At 42.1% G+C, this 15,719-nt stretch carries 13 protein-coding genes and 1 tRNA gene; 4 read left to right on the forward strand and 10 right to left on the reverse strand.

Going from position 1 to position 15,719, the window contains the following annotated elements:
- Positions 1-221 precede the first annotated feature (221 nt).
- The 3 genes from E0F88_RS10075 to E0F88_RS10080 all read right to left on the reverse strand — a co-directional run bounded on the left by E0F88_RS10075 (position 222) and on the right by E0F88_RS10080 (position 1,082).
- Positions 222-494 (reverse strand): hypothetical protein, encoded by a 273-nt coding sequence (locus E0F88_RS10075; protein WP_131958107.1) that lies wholly within the window; start codon positions 492-494, stop codon positions 222-224.
- A gap of 15 nt (positions 495-509) precedes the next feature.
- On the reverse strand, positions 510-665 hold the full coding sequence (locus E0F88_RS33655; protein ID WP_165940028.1) for a hypothetical protein: 156 nt from the start codon (positions 663-665) through the stop codon (positions 510-512).
- A gap of 342 nt (positions 666-1,007) precedes the next feature.
- Positions 1,008-1,082, reverse strand: a tRNA-Glu gene (locus E0F88_RS10080).
- Positions 1,083-1,338: 256 nt separating this feature from the next.
- Between E0F88_RS10080 and E0F88_RS10085 the strand changes: the two genes are divergently transcribed.
- On the forward strand, positions 1,339-3,828 hold the full coding sequence (locus E0F88_RS10085; protein ID WP_131958108.1) for a M14 family metallopeptidase: 2,490 nt from the start codon (positions 1,339-1,341) through the stop codon (positions 3,826-3,828).
- Positions 3,829-3,852: 24 nt separating this feature from the next.
- On the opposite strand, the gene aroQ is transcribed toward E0F88_RS10085, so the two are convergent.
- Positions 3,853-4,269, reverse strand: coding sequence for a type II 3-dehydroquinate dehydratase (gene aroQ, locus E0F88_RS10090; RefSeq protein ID WP_131958109.1), 417 nt, complete (start codon positions 4,267-4,269; stop codon positions 3,853-3,855).
- 140 nt (positions 4,270-4,409) lie between these two features.
- On the opposite strand from aroQ, the gene xerD reads away from it, so the two are divergent.
- Positions 4,410-5,306 (forward strand): site-specific tyrosine recombinase XerD, encoded by an 897-nt coding sequence (gene xerD, locus E0F88_RS10095; protein WP_131958110.1) that lies wholly within the window; start codon positions 4,410-4,412, stop codon positions 5,304-5,306.
- 3 nt (positions 5,307-5,309) lie between these two features.
- Here xerD and E0F88_RS10100 read toward each other — a convergent pair whose 3' ends face one another.
- Together E0F88_RS10100 and E0F88_RS10105 are read right to left on the reverse strand one after the other, a co-directional pair.
- The gene (locus E0F88_RS10100) at positions 5,310-5,513 is read right to left on the reverse strand and encodes a hypothetical protein (protein ID WP_131958111.1); all 204 of its coding nucleotides are present in this window, start codon (positions 5,511-5,513) and stop codon (positions 5,310-5,312) included.
- A 4-nt stretch (positions 5,514-5,517) separates the two neighbouring features.
- A complete protein-coding gene (locus E0F88_RS10105) occupies positions 5,518-6,024 on the reverse strand; it encodes a SixA phosphatase family protein (RefSeq protein WP_131958112.1) in 507 nt (168 codons plus the stop codon).
- A gap of 195 nt (positions 6,025-6,219) precedes the next feature.
- On the opposite strand from E0F88_RS10105, the gene sppA reads away from it, so the two are divergent.
- Complete coding sequence (gene sppA / locus E0F88_RS10110) at positions 6,220-7,986, forward strand: signal peptide peptidase SppA (protein ID WP_131958113.1); 1,767 nt, start codon at positions 6,220-6,222, stop codon at positions 7,984-7,986.
- 175 nt (positions 7,987-8,161) lie between these two features.
- Here sppA and E0F88_RS10115 read toward each other — a convergent pair whose 3' ends face one another.
- A complete protein-coding gene (locus E0F88_RS10115) occupies positions 8,162-9,082 on the reverse strand; it encodes a YihY/virulence factor BrkB family protein (RefSeq protein ID WP_131958114.1) in 921 nt (306 codons plus the stop codon).
- A 202-nt stretch (positions 9,083-9,284) separates the two neighbouring features.
- On the reverse strand, positions 9,285-10,523 hold the full coding sequence (locus E0F88_RS10120) for a NupC/NupG family nucleoside CNT transporter (RefSeq protein ID WP_131958115.1): 1,239 nt from the start codon (positions 10,521-10,523) through the stop codon (positions 9,285-9,287).
- Positions 10,524-10,727: 204 nt separating this feature from the next.
- Here E0F88_RS10120 and E0F88_RS33660 point away from each other — a divergent pair, with 204 nt between their 5' ends.
- On the forward strand, positions 10,728-10,880 hold the full coding sequence (locus E0F88_RS33660) for a hypothetical protein (protein WP_165940029.1): 153 nt from the start codon (positions 10,728-10,730) through the stop codon (positions 10,878-10,880).
- 128 nt (positions 10,881-11,008) lie between these two features.
- Here the strand turns inward: E0F88_RS33660 and E0F88_RS10125 are convergent, their stop codons facing one another.
- Together E0F88_RS10125 and metH are read right to left on the reverse strand one after the other, a co-directional pair.
- Entirely contained in the window at positions 11,009-11,548 is a 540-nt protein-coding gene (locus E0F88_RS10125; RefSeq protein WP_131958116.1) for a nuclear transport factor 2 family protein, read from the reverse strand.
- Between the two features lie 211 nt (positions 11,549-11,759).
- Positions 11,760-15,584 (reverse strand): methionine synthase, encoded by a 3,825-nt coding sequence (gene metH / locus E0F88_RS10130; protein ID WP_131958117.1) that lies wholly within the window; start codon positions 15,582-15,584, stop codon positions 11,760-11,762.
- Between the last annotated feature and the right edge of the window lie 135 nt (positions 15,585-15,719).

A 15,719-nucleotide genomic window follows, 5' to 3' on the forward strand; every position in this document is an offset into this window, starting at 1 on the left:
TGAAAAAATCCCATCAGAATCAATAAAATTATAAAGTTTCTTATCGTAAAAAGGAATCTTCTTTTTGACTGCATGGATATGATAATAATTTCTCCGACAAAATCTTATTTAATCGTATGTAAAATAGAAGCATTCAATTACTTATTGATTTAGCATATGGTCTGAGTCCATTCGGAAGCACAAAACCACACTACGCTTACCAATCGTCTCAAATCCCCTACTCATTGATAAGCCACAGCCTTAATAAGCCGGATGTTATTATATTCCTCAATGAGAATAATATTTTCCTTAGGAATAATCCCCCGTTTGATCCAGTTGGTGACTACCTGTGTGCTTTTTATATCAAAACGTTTGCAGTATTCCTTGATGGTGATCCAGTCGTTTAGTTTGTATTTTTCACCGTCTTTGGAAAGATAAGCTCCTGCTTCTGTCAATAATGCTCTGGATTCATTTAGTAATTCTTCCAGTTCAATTTGTTTTGTTTTGGTTTCCATAGCTGAACGGGTTAATCAGTTCTTTTTATTTTCCAAATCATTCAACACCTGTATTAACTTGGACATCACGTCCAGTACATCATCAATTTCTTTTTGAGACATGTTCGTTTGGTTGTCTCTCAAATACTGCCGTAATGCGGCAATGCGCATCCTGATATCAAAAGTGTTCATGATGAAGTGTGTTGTAACAGTAAGGTAAAAATTGTTTCGTTACGAAACAAATCTAAACCCCTGAACAACAAAAAAGCCCGCTAAGGGCGAGCTCATTGGCATTTATTTCATCAAAGTTAGTTAACACTAACTAACACGGTTTAGTGACCCGCAATGGAATTGCCATCGGGGCACCAGCTGCGCCCAGACAAGCGCGATATGAGACCTGTTTCAACCTATTTCTACCCCCCAAGAATCTGACTTGATCCCAAAATTCCCGGCAAAAACAGAAAGCAAGGGCAAAAAAAAATCGCTCTGAATCAGAGCGATTTAAAAAGTGTTGAACGATGCATACTAGCAACTTGGTGACCCATAGGGGAATCGAACCCCTGTTTCAACCGTGAAAGGGTCGTGTCCTAACCGCTAGACGAATGGGCCGACTGGTCTCCTACTTCGCTGCTTTTTTAGCACTTTCTTTCACTTTTTCGTTCCCGTTTCCGTTAACGTGGTGCAAATATGCAGGACTGATTTTTAATATCCAAATATCAATAGAAAATAAAATAAATATATTTTACAATAAACTCACTTCCAGAATATTAAAAACAAAAATTATTTTTCACTTATTGTCATGATGCTAAATTCGGTGATATTTCTAATTTTGGATATACTATTTTCAATTTCACTCCGGCTCTCTATGACCAAATATCTTTCCTGTCTGCTTTTTCTGTTTTTATTCCAATTTGCCCACGCACAAAGTCAATCTCCAGACCAGTTTCTGGGTTACCCGCTTGGCACCAAATTTACTTATCACCATCAGATTGTCGGCTATATCCGCGCGCTGGAAAAACAAAATCCTGACCGCGTTAAAATCATACAGTACGGCACCACCAACGAAGGCCGTCCGCTGATCACCGCTTTTATCTCTTCTGCTGAAAACATCAGCCGCCTCGAATCCATCCGTACCAATCACCTTAAGAGCATTAAGATGCTGGAAGGAAAACCCGACGGCACTGTCCCTCCTATCGTGTGGCTGAGCTACAACGTACACGGGAACGAGGCAGTTTCTGCAAACAGCAGCATGAAGGTTGCCTATGAGTTGCTAAACAAAGACAACGCACTTACACAGGGAATCCTGAAAAATACAGTGGTGATCATCGATCCATGCGAAAATCCGGATGGCTACGACCGCTATACGCAATGGTACAACCGCTACCAGAACGCAACGCCGGACGTGACAACCTATGCGCTCGAACACGACGAACCATGGCCGGGCGGCAGGTTCAACCATTATCTTTTCGATCTGAACCGCGACTGGGCTTGGCAAACCCAAAAAGAAACAAAGGCGAGAATTGCACTTTATAACCAGTGGATGCCGCATCTTCATGCAGATTTCCATGAAATGGGCGCCAACCGCAGTTATTATTTCCCTCCTGCGGCCAAACCTTTTCACAAGGACATCACAGCCTGGCAGCGCGAGTTCAATGAGCTGGTTGGCGAAAATTGCCGCCGGTATTTTGACAAAAACAACTGGGCATATTTCACACGTTACAACTACGATTTGTTTTACCCAAGTTACGGTGACACATGGCCAACATTTAACGGCGCCATCGGGATTACCTACGAACAGGCAGGCGGCGGACAGTCAGGCCTCGCGATTGACCGTAAAAGAGAAAAAGATACGCTCACGCTCGTAAGCCGTATTGACCACCACTACGCGACCAGTTTGGCTACTTTGGAATCTGTTGCATCGCGTCAGGAACGTATTATCAAGGAATTTATCAGGTTTCACGAAGATGCGGCGACAAATCCGGCCGGAACTTTTAAAACTTATGTCGTTAAAACAAAAGGCAACGAAGAACGCGTGCGGGCATTCACGGAATGGCTTTCCAATCAGGGATTTCAGTACGGGCAGGCGGGCAAAAGTTTGGCGACGAAAGGAACCGAACTCACCACGCTTTCGGATCAATCGGTTAAGATTGAAAGCAATGATTTATTGATCAGCGCTTATCAGCCAAAATCAAACCTGATTAAAGTATTGTTTGAAACCAAACCCGTTCTGGAAGATTCTGTTACTTATGACCTTACAAGCTGGGGAGTTTCTTATTTGTTTGGTTTGAAGGCTTATGGGCTTAAAGAAAAACTGACTTCTGTTGCTTATCAACCGACAGCAATTGAAAACAAAATTCCTGATGCAACGCCCTACGCTTATCTGGCCCGCTGGTCGGATGTGGAAGATGTGGTCTTTCTTTCTGAACTTTTGAAAAGAAATATGCTGGTAAGAAGTTCAAATGTTCCTTTTGAAATGGAAAAGATGAATTTCGACGCTGGTACGCTTGTGATCACAAAAAAGGGAAATAACGAAAAAGACTTTGATACAGTCGTCACTGCGCTGGCGACCAAACATCACGTGCAGCTGATTCCGGTAAAAACGGGTTTTGTAACCACCGGCCAGGATTTTGGTTCTGAGTTTGTTCCTGTGCTTAAATCTCCAAAAATCGTGACAGTTGGCGGACCAGGCGTATCGGCTACCTCATTTGGTTCGGTCTGGCATTATTTCGAACAGCAGATCAACTACCCGATGACGGTGGTGGATCCATCCAGACTAGCCAGTTTGCCCTGGGCAGAAATTGATGTTCTGATTCTGCCAGACGGAAGATATTCCGGTATTCTTTCCGACAAAGTTCTGGATCAGCTTCAGGCTTGGGTGCGTAACGGAGGAAAAATCATAGCAATGGAAAAGTCAACGGAATCCTTTGCCGGAAAATCTGGCTTTGGACTCACCAAAAAGAACACTGACAAAGGTAAAGAAGGTGATGTTTTCAAAAAATATGGTGACCAGGAACGCGTCGAAACCAGCGATTCTTCACCGGGAAGTATGTACAATGTGACGTTCGACAGAACGCATCCAATCTCCTTCGGACTTAAACCAGAATACTATATGCTCGTAAGAGATGCCTATGACACGGAATACCTCAAAGAAGGATGGAATGTTGGCTACCTTACCGAAAAGGCTTATATGGCAGGTTTTGTTGGTCAGAAAATGACCGGAAAATTAAAAAACACACTGATTATGGGCGTTCAGCCAATTGGCCGCGGTTCAGTGGTATACATGATGGACGATCCGTTATTCCGCGGAATGCTTTATGACGGGAAAATTTTATTCTCAAACGCAGTCTTTAGATAGTCAATTAATGGTGATCCGGTGTTTTCAGATAAAATACCGGATTGCCATTTCATAACCCTTCATTCCCAATCCACAGATCATTCCCTTGCAGCGATCGGTAAGATAACTGTGATGACGATATACTTCCCGTGCATGGATATTTGAAATGTGAACTTCCACGGCCGGTGTGGTTACCGCAGACAATGCGTCGGCCAGTGCAATGGATGTATGCGAGTAACCACCGGCGTTAATGATAATCCCATCAAAAGAAAAACCGGTTTCATGAATTTTATCAATCATCGCACCTTCATGGTTTGATTGGAAATAATGGAGCTCTGTATCCGGAAACAGGTTTTTAAGTTCTTCAAAATAATCTTCAAACGACTGGTTTCCATAAACCCCGGGCTCCCGTTTTCCCAAAAGATTCAAATTCGGACCGTTCAGTATTAATATTTTTTTCATGTTTGTTAGCGATTAGCAATTGGCTATGAGCCATAAGCTGCATTTTGTAAATCTACACGCTTTTTTGATGTCATTCTTTGACTTTTAGTCTCTAATATTGCATTCGGTCATTCACTCACTGAATCATTCCTAATTGATCCATGTGGCAAAGCTACATCAAACATTTTAAAAATTATCTCCGGCTGGAAAGGTCCTTTTCCGACAATTCCGTTCAAGCTTACGTGCGGGATGTTGAAAAACTGGCAGAATATCTGGAACTGGCCGGTTTTAGTGTAACCCCCAAAGATATTAAGGAAGATCATTTGCTGGGCTTTTTAAAATACATTGCTGAACTTGGACTTGCCGCACATTCTCAGGCACGCATGCTTTCGGGAATAAAAGCTTTTTACAAATATCTGATTCTCGAAAATGAAATTCAGGAAGATCCAACCGAGCTAATCGGCGCGCCACGTTTACCCAGAAAACTTCCTGATGTTTTGTCTTACGAAGATATTGAACAGATTATTGCCGCAATCGATCACTCAACGCCGGAGGGAACCAGAAACAGGGCGATCATTGAAGTTTTGTACAGCTCCGGTCTGCGGGTTTCCGAACTGATAAATCTACAGCTTACCAACTGTCATTTTGATATCGGTTTTTTAAGAGTTCTGGGAAAAGGAGACAAGGTCCGACTGGTACCAATTGGCCGGGAAGCAATTAAGTATACCGAATTATACCTTGAACATGTCAGAAAAGAAATGACTGTTCAGAAGGAAAGCGAGGACATTGTTTTTTTGAACCGGCGCGGCAAACAGCTCTCCCGTGTGATGATTTTTCTGATCATAAAAGATTGCACAGAAAAGGCCGGCATCCACAAAAATGTAAGTCCGCATACCTTCCGGCATTCTTTTGCAACACACCTGATCGAAGGCGGCGCAAGTCTCAGAGCCGTCCAGGAAATGCTTGGCCATGAGTCGATTACTACCACAGAAATTTACACCCACCTCGACCGCGATTACCTGAGGCAGGTCATCACAGAATTTCACCCAAGAGGCTGAAAACTATTTAGCTTCTTCCAGCAAAGAATCCAGTTTTAGAGAATCCGAATCCGGCAAAGCACCGGGCAGCGCACGATTCAATTGCTTTGGTCTATTCCATGGAGCTGTCGTCCGGCTCGACATGTCATAGGAAATGTAGGCGAAAAGTGCTACAAACAGGATGAATACAACGATGAAAATGTAACGGTTTTTATTGGGCTTGTCCATTTGTTTAACTGGCCTCTTTAACTTCTTTTGGCGTGATGTAGGAGATAAACGTAGCGGTTTTGGCAGAAATTTCTTCCCATTTCAAATCTTCAAATTCAAGAATAACCATACCCGCCTTTTTCATAGATCCGATATTTTTACCAGAAAGGTATTCTCCGAAATAAGAAATATCTGGATTGTGACCGAACAGGATCAGTTTCTCCGTGTTTTCCGCCGTTCTATTAACAGCGCTCAGATAAGCTTTGGGGCCTCCGTCATAAATATCACTTACAAGTTCAATTTCAGAAATATCCAGATGAAACTGGTCCGCAACGATTTCGGCAGTTTTATAAGCACGGGAAGCCGGGCTGGTGACAAAATGATCGGGTTTTATATTTTTTTCAACCAGCCACCTGCCCATAATCGCAGATTCCGAAAGTCCTTTACTTACAAGTTCTCTGTCAAAATCTTTTACCCGGAAACTATGGTCTTCGGCGGTTGCATGGCGAACCAGAATGAGCGTCTTTTTCATCTTAAATTATTTCCTGAAACTAAAAATCAGGATGGGTTAGGGATAAAAATCAAAACACAAATATACTTGAAAAGATATATGACCACTTAATACTCTGAAAATACCTTTTGACAATATTTATAGACCTAATTGGGACAATAAATACTTAATTTTGTTGACAGGTAATCACAGAACCAGCTAAGATTTACACAACTTATGTTACAATTTTTTAAATATGTTCTGGCCACACTCGTTGGCCTCTTCTTTTTCTTCATCATCACGATTTTCATTTTCGCGGGAATCGGAGCAGCATTTTCTTCCGAAGATGTTGTAGTCGTAGCAGACAAATCCGTCCTGAAACTGGATCTTAACAAACCCATTCAGGAAGTGGGTACAGAAAATCCGTTCTCCGGCTTAGGAGGTCCTTTTGCGGGAAATGAAAACACAGTTGGTCTTAAAGACATCACAGATGCTTTGAAAAACGCACAGTCCGATGACAAAATAAAAGGTATTTATCTTAAAACCGAAGGTCCGGAAACGGGTTGGGCGACGCTGGAAGAAATCAGAAACCAGCTTTTGGAATTTAAAAAGTCTAAAAAATTCGTTGTTGCCTACGGAGAATCTTTTACTGAAAAAGGATATTACATCGCCTCGGTTGCAGATAAAATTTATTTAAATCCGGCAGGCGGAATGGAATGGAACGGCCTTTCCGCGGAATATAGCTTCTTTAAAGGAACATTTGACAAACTGGGGGTAAAACCCGAAATATTCCGTGTAGGCGAGTTTAAAAGTGCTATTGAGACTTTCATACGTGAAGACATGAGTGAGGCCAGTAAAAAACAATCTTCTGAGCTGATCACGGCTATCAATGATCATTACCTTCAAAAAGTATCTGCTTCCAGAAACATCCCTCCTGCACAGTTAAAGGGACTTGCGGATTCATTGAAAGTAGAAAACCCGGAATCAGCATTAAAATACAAACTGGTTACCAATTTGGGTTACTGGGATGAATTTGAAAACAGTATCAAGAGCACTTTAAAAACAGAAGCGAAAAAAGATATTTCCTACATTGGTGTGGATAAATATCTGAAAAGCACCGGTCCGAACACGGATGGAGATTTCAACAACCGCATCGGTATACTTGTAGCGGAAGGAGAAATTAATAGCGGAGACGGTGGCGACGGAGCAATTGGTTCTGATAAGTTTATTAAAGAATTGAAAAAACTTCGCGATAACGACAAAATCAAAGCGATCGTTTTACGTATCAACTCTCCCGGCGGAAGTGCGCTGGCATCAGATGTGATGTGGAGAGAGATTCAGATTACGTCCAAGAAAAAACCGGTTATTGCTTCCATGTCCGATGTAGCGGCTTCGGGGGGATATTACATGGCTATGGGCTGCGACAAAATCGTTGCACAACCGAATACAATTACAGGTTCAATCGGAATCTTCGGGCTGATCTTTAATGTTAAAGATTTTATGAACAATAAATTAGGCGTAACCTTCGACGGCGTAGGTACAAGCCCGCACGCTGACTGGCCAACTGCTACCAGGGACATGACTGAGTTCGAAAAATCGATGATCCAAAAAGGTGTGAATGAAGGTTATGAGAAATTTACTTCCAAAGCAGCTGCCGGAAGAAAAATGCCTGTTGAAAAACTAAAAAGCCTTGCTCAGGGACGTGTTTGGTCTGGTGTTGAAGCGAAGGCAAACGGATTGGTTGACGCACTTGGAGGCGTGAATGAAGCTGTTAAACTTGCAGCAGCCGCTGCCAAGTTGAAAGAAGGTGATTACCGTCTGCGTTACTACCCTGAGAAGAAAAAACCGTTTGAAGAAATTCTTACAAAAATGATGGGTGATGAAGAAGAAAAGGTTATGACCAAAAACCTTGGCGAAATGGCAACCTATGTGAAGATGTACAAAAAACTAATGAACATGGGTGGCATGCAAACCAGAATGCCTTTTGAATTGAATATTCAGTAGTTCTTTTTGAGAAGTTAAATGGAGTTATAGAAGTTAAGAAGTTATAGAAAAGTCCCTCTTGTTTTATGCAGGAGGGACTTTTTTTATGCAGGAGTTATAAATTTCAGAAGTCAGAGATTCCTATAACTTTTTCTCTTCAACTATAACATTCAAACAATTAAACATTAAACAAACTTTACTCAACCGCTTTGCCCGTTTTCTCATCAAGCTCTTTTCTGACGATGAGTACCGCATGTTTATTTGGGGTAATTGCTACGCCATCAAGGCCGGCATATATTTTTGTAAATTCCGCTCCGAAGTAGAGAATTATCGACGAATAGTAAACCCAGGTTAACAAAATGACAATCGAAGCAGATGCTCCATAAGTAGCTCCCAGATCGGCTTGTCCAATGTAAAACGTGATAACAAACTTCCCGATCAAAAACAGAACTGCCGTGAAAGCTGCACCGACAATACATTCCCGCCACCTTACGTGTCCATCCGGCAAAACTTTAAATATCACGGTAAAGAGAGAAGTGATAATAGTCAGCAGCAACGCCATGTTGATGATATAAAAAACAACAACCGATGCCTCAGAAAAACGTGCTTCAAGTCGTGAGCTCAAAAGATCTACCAGGGCATTTATTCCAAGAGAAATCAGAAGTAAGAAGCCGAGTGTTAAAATAATTGAAAACGACAGCAGCCTGTTTTTAAGATATTGCAGCCAACCTTTTTTCGGTTTCGATTTTATGGACCAAATAAAATTGATTGAATCCTGTATTTCGGCAAAAACCCCGGTGGCCCCGATCAGTAAAGTACCAATCCCGATGGCAGCAGCAACACCTGATTTATTAGACATTTCTGCATTTTTAAGTATTTCCAGTAATTGCTGAGCCGCATTTGCCCCAACCAGCGCGGTTATTTGGCCGAACAACTCTCCCTGTATATCACTATTTTTATAAAAGAAATTCAGAATGGAAATGATCACCAGCAGCATCGGAGCAAGCGAAAATATGGTGTAATAGGACAGCGCAGCACTCAGTTTTAAGCCATTGTCATCCATAAAGGCACTAAAACTGTCTTTGAGCAAAGAGAAGGATAATTTTATTTTTTTCATAAATCAACTGTTAGATACATAAATCGTGTCCGATTTCATTCTGAAATATAATCATGCCATCAGGCTTGAATATGAAGCGTATTCATATAAATAAAATTACGTCAATTCATTATTTTGAGTAAAAAACGCAAAAAAATAGGGAAGCAGCCTGAGCCACTTCCCCAAAAATCTATGGGCTTAAACAGACTCTAATAATGCAAACTTACAACAGCAAACCAGCTAATGTAGCAGACATATACGACGCCAGGGTACCACAGATCAAAGCTTTAAAACCTAATCGGGCCAGATCTGCACGGCGCGACGGTGCCAGTTCCCCAATGCCCCCAACCTGAATGGCGATGGAGCTAAAATTGGCAAATCCGCAAAGAGCAAAACTTGTAATTACAATTGTTTTATGATCCAGCGTGTCTTTCAGTTTTACCATATCCAGGTAAGCGACAAACTCATTGATTACCATTTTTGTACCCATCAGCGAGCCCGCAGCTTCGATATCTTTTCCCGGAACACCCATCGCCCAGGCGAAAATGGAAAATACTTTACCAAGTAAAAAGTTAAAACTTAATTGAGGAAAAGAAAAAACACCGCCGATCAGACCAAGCAGATAGTCAAGCAGCGCAACCAAGGCTATAAAGCCAATTAACATAGCAATGACGTTAAAACCTACTTTAAGCCCTTCGCTCGCACCGGCTGCAATGGCATCCAGTAAATTGGCGTGTGTTTTGGTGACTTCTAGTTTCACTGCTCCTTTGGTATTGGACTGCTCGGTTTCAGGAAAAACGATTTTAGAAATAACGAGTGCTCCCGGAGCAGCCATTAAACTGGCCGCAATTAGATAAGGTGCAGGCACACCGAGCGAAATATAAACAGCCATAACACCACCTGCAATACAGGCAAAACTTCCCGTCATAGAGGCCATCAGCTCAGAATTAGTCATATTTTTAAGATATGGCTTGATCATGATCTGTGCTTCAACCTGCCCTACAAAAGTACTCGCCACATTAGAAACTGCTTCCGCACCGCTCACACCCATCAGCCAATAAACGCCGCGTGCAATGACGGAAACGATACGCTGCATGATGCCTAAATGGTAAAGTATATTCACCAAAACGGCGACAAAAATAATCGTTGGGATTACTTTAAAAAAGAAAACAAAGTCGTTACCAGGGCCAAAGGCGCGCTGCATCAATTCAGGACGAACCAATGTACCAAAAACAAAATCGGCACCCTGATCAGAGAAAGAAAGCAGCTTTTGAACTTTCGCACCCAGCCATTGAAAGATCGATTGACCAATATCGGTTCGAAGAATAAAAACAGCCAGGCCAAACTGAAGACCAAGACCGACACCAACAGTACGATAATTAATTGCTTTTCGGTTATTTGACATAGCAAATGCAATACCCAAAATCAATGCAATGCCAATCAGGCCGGTAAATCTTTCCATGTTAGTTAGTTGGTGCTTTTTTCCAGGTTGCAAAATAACAACAAATTAATTGTAAGTCGCACGAAGGGCCACACCTCTACGGAAATATCAGCGAAATCAATATATATTCATTCTTTTAGAATACATTTTTAATGAAAAATCTAACAAAGAAGGCTTAGTTGCATTTTTGCTGTCTTTTCTGTCCCACTCTTTATATTTTTGTTTATGGGCACAATAAAAAAATCGCAGCGCTTTGACGACATTCCTGCATACGACAAAGAATACTGGCGGTCAAAAACTCCTCAGGAACGGCTATACGCAGCTTTAAAGCTTATTCTCCACGCAAAAGAGCTGTACAAATCAAATCCGGCAAACTAACCATTAGATAATGGAAGCAGAATATTTAAGTCTGATACGCCTGTTGAACGAAGAAAGAACTGTGAAAACTTTGACCTTGGATGAATATACGAGGATTTTTAAAACAACATTTGCCTAAAATTTCAGCATTAATTTTTCACAATGCGGTTCCCACCCAAATCATCTGCCTGCCTGTGAATAATCTTCCAGACACCATTTTCTTTTCTAAAAAGAGTGGTAACCCTTAAATCGATGACGTTACTATTGATCTTATAATGCTCAGTTTGTACCAGATAACCCATGTCAGGTCCGGCTTTGCTTGCAATTTTTGCGAATGTGTAACTATTGTTATCTCCCTGCATTTGTTCGCTTACCAGATCCAGGCGCGGCTCAACCAGTTCCCATCCGGTCAATTGCTGATTTGAGGATCCATCAAAAATGGTAACGTCTTCACTATGGGACCATAATAATTTAAACAACTGCGGATTTCCCTGAGAAAACTGGCGATTGGCTTCCTGCATTTTATTTACAACTGCATCAAAATCTCCTGGCGAACTCAGTTCCGAAGCAGATACCTTCGTCACTTTTGATAATACAGGTGAAGCATCAGCTTCCACCGTTTTTGCTCTGTATTTAAATGAAGATGCAAGTAAAATCAGTAAAATAAAGACTGAAATTTTCCTATTCATAGCATGCAAATTAATATGTACTCCTTTCTTTAAATCCGGTCACAAATATCTAACGGAAAAACATATTAAAATAGCGTATAATTACCTGATTTTTAGTACAAGTAAGTCTCCGTGGCTAAATGTCTGCTTAAACGTGAAATCAAAATCAGTAACAGAGAAAAAGAAATGCCTGACTTTGTGAAGCCAGGCATTTCTTTTTTAAGCTTTAATATTAATACCCAAGAACCGGTGAAAGCCATTTTTCTATTTCTTCCAGAGGCATATCTTTTCTTCTTGCATAATCTTCGACCTGATCTTTGAAAATTTTACCTACCGGAAAATAACGGCTATCCGGATGAGAGAAGTACCAGCCGCTCACGCTGCTTGCCGGGTACATCGCGTAACTTTCTGTTAACGTAATACCAAGCTTTTCGGCTTGAAGAAGATCAAAAAGCATACGTTTCTCGGTATGGTCAGGACAGGCCGGATATCCCGGAGCCGGGCGAATACCTTTGTAAGCTTCTTTAATCAGCTCTTCGTTTGTAAAAGTTTCTTCCTTCGCATAACCCCAGATTTCCTTGCGAACACGTTCATGCATCAGTTCTGTCAGGGCTTCAACCAACCGATCGGCGAGGGCTTTCACCATGATACTGTTGTAGTCATCATGATCTCTCTCGTATTGCTCTAAAAGCGGTTCAATTCCGATTCCGGCTGTAACTGCAAAGGCACCGATATAATCCGTGTGGCCTGTTTCCAGCGGTGCGACAAAATCCGAAAGGCAATAGTTCGGAAGGTTTGAGGCCTTCTGACTTTGCTGACGTAGATGGTGCAGCACCACCGCAGTATCGTTTACCAGTTCACCTGCATTCAGATTATCCTGGCCAGGCCGACTGATTTTGTACTCTACATGCTGATGAGATCCATGTCCCTCATTGTCCGGATCAGCCTTTTGTTCTTCAAAATGATGCAACACGATGTCATCCTGTATCGAATTCGCCGGCCAGAAACCGATTACCGCCTTCGCTTTAAGACTTTTGTTGAGTATCATTTCTCCCAACAAAACAGCAGCATCTTCAAATAATTTAGCAGCCTCTTCGCCTACAACTTTATCTTCGAATATCTTGGGGTATTTCCCGTGTAACTGCCAGGTCTGGAAGAAAGGTGTCCAGTCTATATATTTTGCAATTTCGGCTAAATCATAGTCATCATAAACACGCGTTCCTAAAAACTGAGGTTTGGTTGCAGTGAAGTTAGTCCAGTCGATTTTCGCTTTATTATCCCTTGCTTTTGCAATTTCAACATGCGCCTTCTCTCCTCCGCGTTTGGCGTGATCTTCTCTTAATTTGGCGTATTCGATTTTAATATCCGCCAGCACTTTCGCCTGGCTCACATCACTCTGTATCAGTTTCCCGGCAACCGGAACCGAACGTGAAGCATCCAAAACATGAATAACTGCTCCGGAGTAATTAGGATCAATTTTCACGGCAGTGTGAATCCGCGACGTGGTAGCTCCGCCAATCAAAAGCGGCATTTTAAAATTACGTCTTTCCATTTCTTTGGCCACACCCACCATTTCATCAAGCGAAGGCGTAATCAGTCCTGAAAGACCGATGATATCCACATTGTGTTCAATAGCAGCCGCCAGAATTTTATCTGTCGGCACCATTACACCGAGATCAATAATCTCATAGTTGTTACATCCCAGTACAACACCCACAATGTTTTTACCAATATCATGTACATCGCCCTTTACAGTGGCAAGCAGGATTTTTCCTGCAAAGGAAGAACCTTCCTGTTTCTCTGCTTCGATAAAAGGCTGAAGATAAGCAACGGCCTTTTTCATCACCCGGGCAGATTTTACTACCTGAGGAAGGAACATTTTCCCGGCACCAAACAAATCCCCGACAATGCTCATGCCGTCCATCAGGGGCCCTTCGATTATTTCAAGAGGGCGCGAAAACATAGGCATACATTCGGCAACATCCTCTTCAATATAATCGGCATTGCCTTTTACCAAAGCATGACTAATACGCTCAGTAACCGTCAAAGTTCTCCAGGTAAGATCCGGGCCCGTTGCTACTTTACCTTTGTCTTTAACAGTTTCTGCAAAAGTAATCAGGCGATCCGTTGCGTCGGGTCTGCGGTTTAGGAGTACGTCTTCAACCAATTCCAAAATATCTTTTGGAATTTCATCGTAGATCCCAAGCTGCCCTGCATTCACAATTCCCATATCCATTCCTGCACGAATAGCGTGGTAAAGAAAGGCAGTATGAATTGCTTCACGAACAGGTTCATTTCCACGGAAACTAAAAGAAACATTGGAAACACCACCGGACACTTTTGCATGCGGAAGATTTTCTTTGATCCATCTTGTAGCATTGATGAAGTCTACCGCATAATTATTATGTTCTTCCATCCCGGTTGCGACAGTCAGGATGTTTGGATCGAAAATGATGTCCTGAGGCGGAAAACCAACTTCATCCACCAATATGCGATATGCCCTCGAACAGATTTCAATTCTTCTTTCAAGATTGTCGGCCTGGCCGGTTTCGTCAAATGCCATTACAACGGCAGCAGCTCCGTAACGCAGCACGTTTCTTGCCGATTCTTTAAACTTTTCTTCTCCTTCTTTAAGAGAAATAGAGTTGACAATCGCTTTTCCCTGAACACATTTTAAACCGGCTTCAATAACCTCCCATTTCGACGAGTCAATCATTAGCGGAACACGGGAAATGTCGGGTTCAGCGGCAATCAGATTCAGGAAAGTACGCATTGCTTCAACACCATCAATCATACCTTCGTCGACATTCACGTCAATGACCTGCGCTCCGTTTTCAACCTGATCGCGGGCAACCGAAAGTGCTGCATCGTAATCACCGGAACGGATGAGTCTTGCAAACATTTTAGAACCGGAAACATTACAGCGTTCACCAATATTTACGTAGTTGGTCAATGTAGTAATATCCATCGGTTCCAGGCCTGACAATTTCAGTATTGGCTCCGATTCAGGTATAATTCTTGGATTATACTTTCCGGCCAGATCCGCAATTACCCGGATATGGTCCGGTGTTGTTCCACAGCATCCCCCGATAATATTGATCAGATTGTCTCTCAAAAACCCATCGATTACCTCTCCCATTTGCTCGGGAGATTCATCGTATTCACCCATTTCGTTAGGCAAACCTGCATTCGGGTGAGCAGAAGTGTAAAAAGGCGAGTTGGTTGCCAGAATCTGAACATAAGGACGCATCAGATCTGCACCCAAAGCGCAATTCAAACCAACAGACAATAGTGGCAAATGAGAAATCGATGTCAGAAAAGCCTCAGTCGTTTGTCCCGATAAAGTACGTCCGGAAGCATCCGTGATCGTTCCTGAAACCATGATCGGTAATGCCTCACCTTCCGCAACTTTCCATGACGGAAGCCTTTCCACTTTACCTTCTTTGGCGTCTACAAAAAACTTATCAATTGCAAAAAGGGCAGCTTTGGCATTCAATGTATCAAAAACGGTTTCTACCAGAAGCAAATCGCAACCACCATCGGTTAATCCCTTAATTTGCTCATAATAAGCATCAACCAGCTGGTCAAAACTTACGGCGCGATAACCTGGATTATTCACATCCGGAGACAAAGAGGCCGTTCTGTTGGTAGGCCCCATAGATCCGGCAACAAACCGGGGTTTGTCGGGATTTCTTTCTGTAAAATCGTCCGCAACTTCACGGGCAAGACGCGCCGATTCAAAGTTCAGCTCGTAAACGAGTTCTTCCATTCCATAGTCAGCCATGGCAATAGTGGTTCCTGAAAAAGTATTGGTTTCGGCTATATCCGCTCCTGCTTCAAAATAAGCAGCATGTATTTCTTTGATTACATCCGGGCGCGTCAGCGAAAGCAAATCGTTATTGCCTTTTACATCATGCGGCCAGTCTTTAAAGCGTTCTCCACTGTAATCGTGATCTTCTAATTTGTAGCGTTGGATCATCGTTCCCATGGCACCATCCAGCACCAGAATCCGACTTTTCAAAATTTCACGAATATCATTTTGTTTTGTTGCTACCATATTTTGACTTCTGTTGGTTCATTGTGAATAATACCCCGATTCGGTATCTGCATTTCTTTAAAAATACAAATTTAGTTCAATAGATGTTTTGTTCAATAAAATCAAAAAAATCAGATTATTAATCTATACTATACT

This window comes from Dyadobacter psychrotolerans, from assembly GCF_004349265.1.
Lineage (GTDB): Bacteria > Bacteroidota > Bacteroidia > Cytophagales > Spirosomataceae > Dyadobacter > Dyadobacter psychrotolerans.

Bases quoted from the DNA above. Each gene is read 5' to 3' on its own strand.
- aroQ (WP_131958109.1), bottom strand. From the start codon at position 4,269: ATGAAAAAAATATTAATACTGAACGGTCCGAATTTGAATCTTTTGGGA.
- E0F88_RS10120 (WP_131958115.1), bottom strand. From the start codon at position 10,523: ATGGAAAGATTTACCGGCCTGATTGGCATTGCATTGATTTTGGGTATT.
- E0F88_RS33655 (WP_165940028.1), bottom strand. From the start codon at position 665: ATGAACACTTTTGATATCAGGATGCGCATTGCCGCATTACGGCAGTAT.
- metH (WP_131958117.1), bottom strand. From the start codon at position 15,584: ATGGTAGCAACAAAACAAAATGATATTCGTGAAATTTTGAAAAGTCGG.
- E0F88_RS10100 (WP_131958111.1), bottom strand. From the start codon at position 5,513: ATGGACAAGCCCAATAAAAACCGTTACATTTTCATCGTTGTATTCATC.
- xerD (WP_131958110.1), top strand. From the start codon at position 4,410: ATGTGGCAAAGCTACATCAAACATTTTAAAAATTATCTCCGGCTGGAA.
- E0F88_RS10085 (WP_131958108.1), top strand. From the start codon at position 1,339: ATGACCAAATATCTTTCCTGTCTGCTTTTTCTGTTTTTATTCCAATTT.
- E0F88_RS33660 (WP_165940029.1), top strand. From the start codon at position 10,728: ATGGGCACAATAAAAAAATCGCAGCGCTTTGACGACATTCCTGCATAC.
- E0F88_RS10115 (WP_131958114.1), bottom strand. From the start codon at position 9,082: ATGAAAAAAATAAAATTATCCTTCTCTTTGCTCAAAGACAGTTTTAGT.
- E0F88_RS10075 (WP_131958107.1), bottom strand. From the start codon at position 494: ATGGAAACCAAAACAAAACAAATTGAACTGGAAGAATTACTAAATGAA.
- E0F88_RS10125 (WP_131958116.1), bottom strand. From the start codon at position 11,548: ATGAATAGGAAAATTTCAGTCTTTATTTTACTGATTTTACTTGCATCT.
- E0F88_RS10105 (WP_131958112.1), bottom strand. From the start codon at position 6,024: ATGAAAAAGACGCTCATTCTGGTTCGCCATGCAACCGCCGAAGACCAT.
- sppA (WP_131958113.1), top strand. From the start codon at position 6,220: ATGTTACAATTTTTTAAATATGTTCTGGCCACACTCGTTGGCCTCTTC.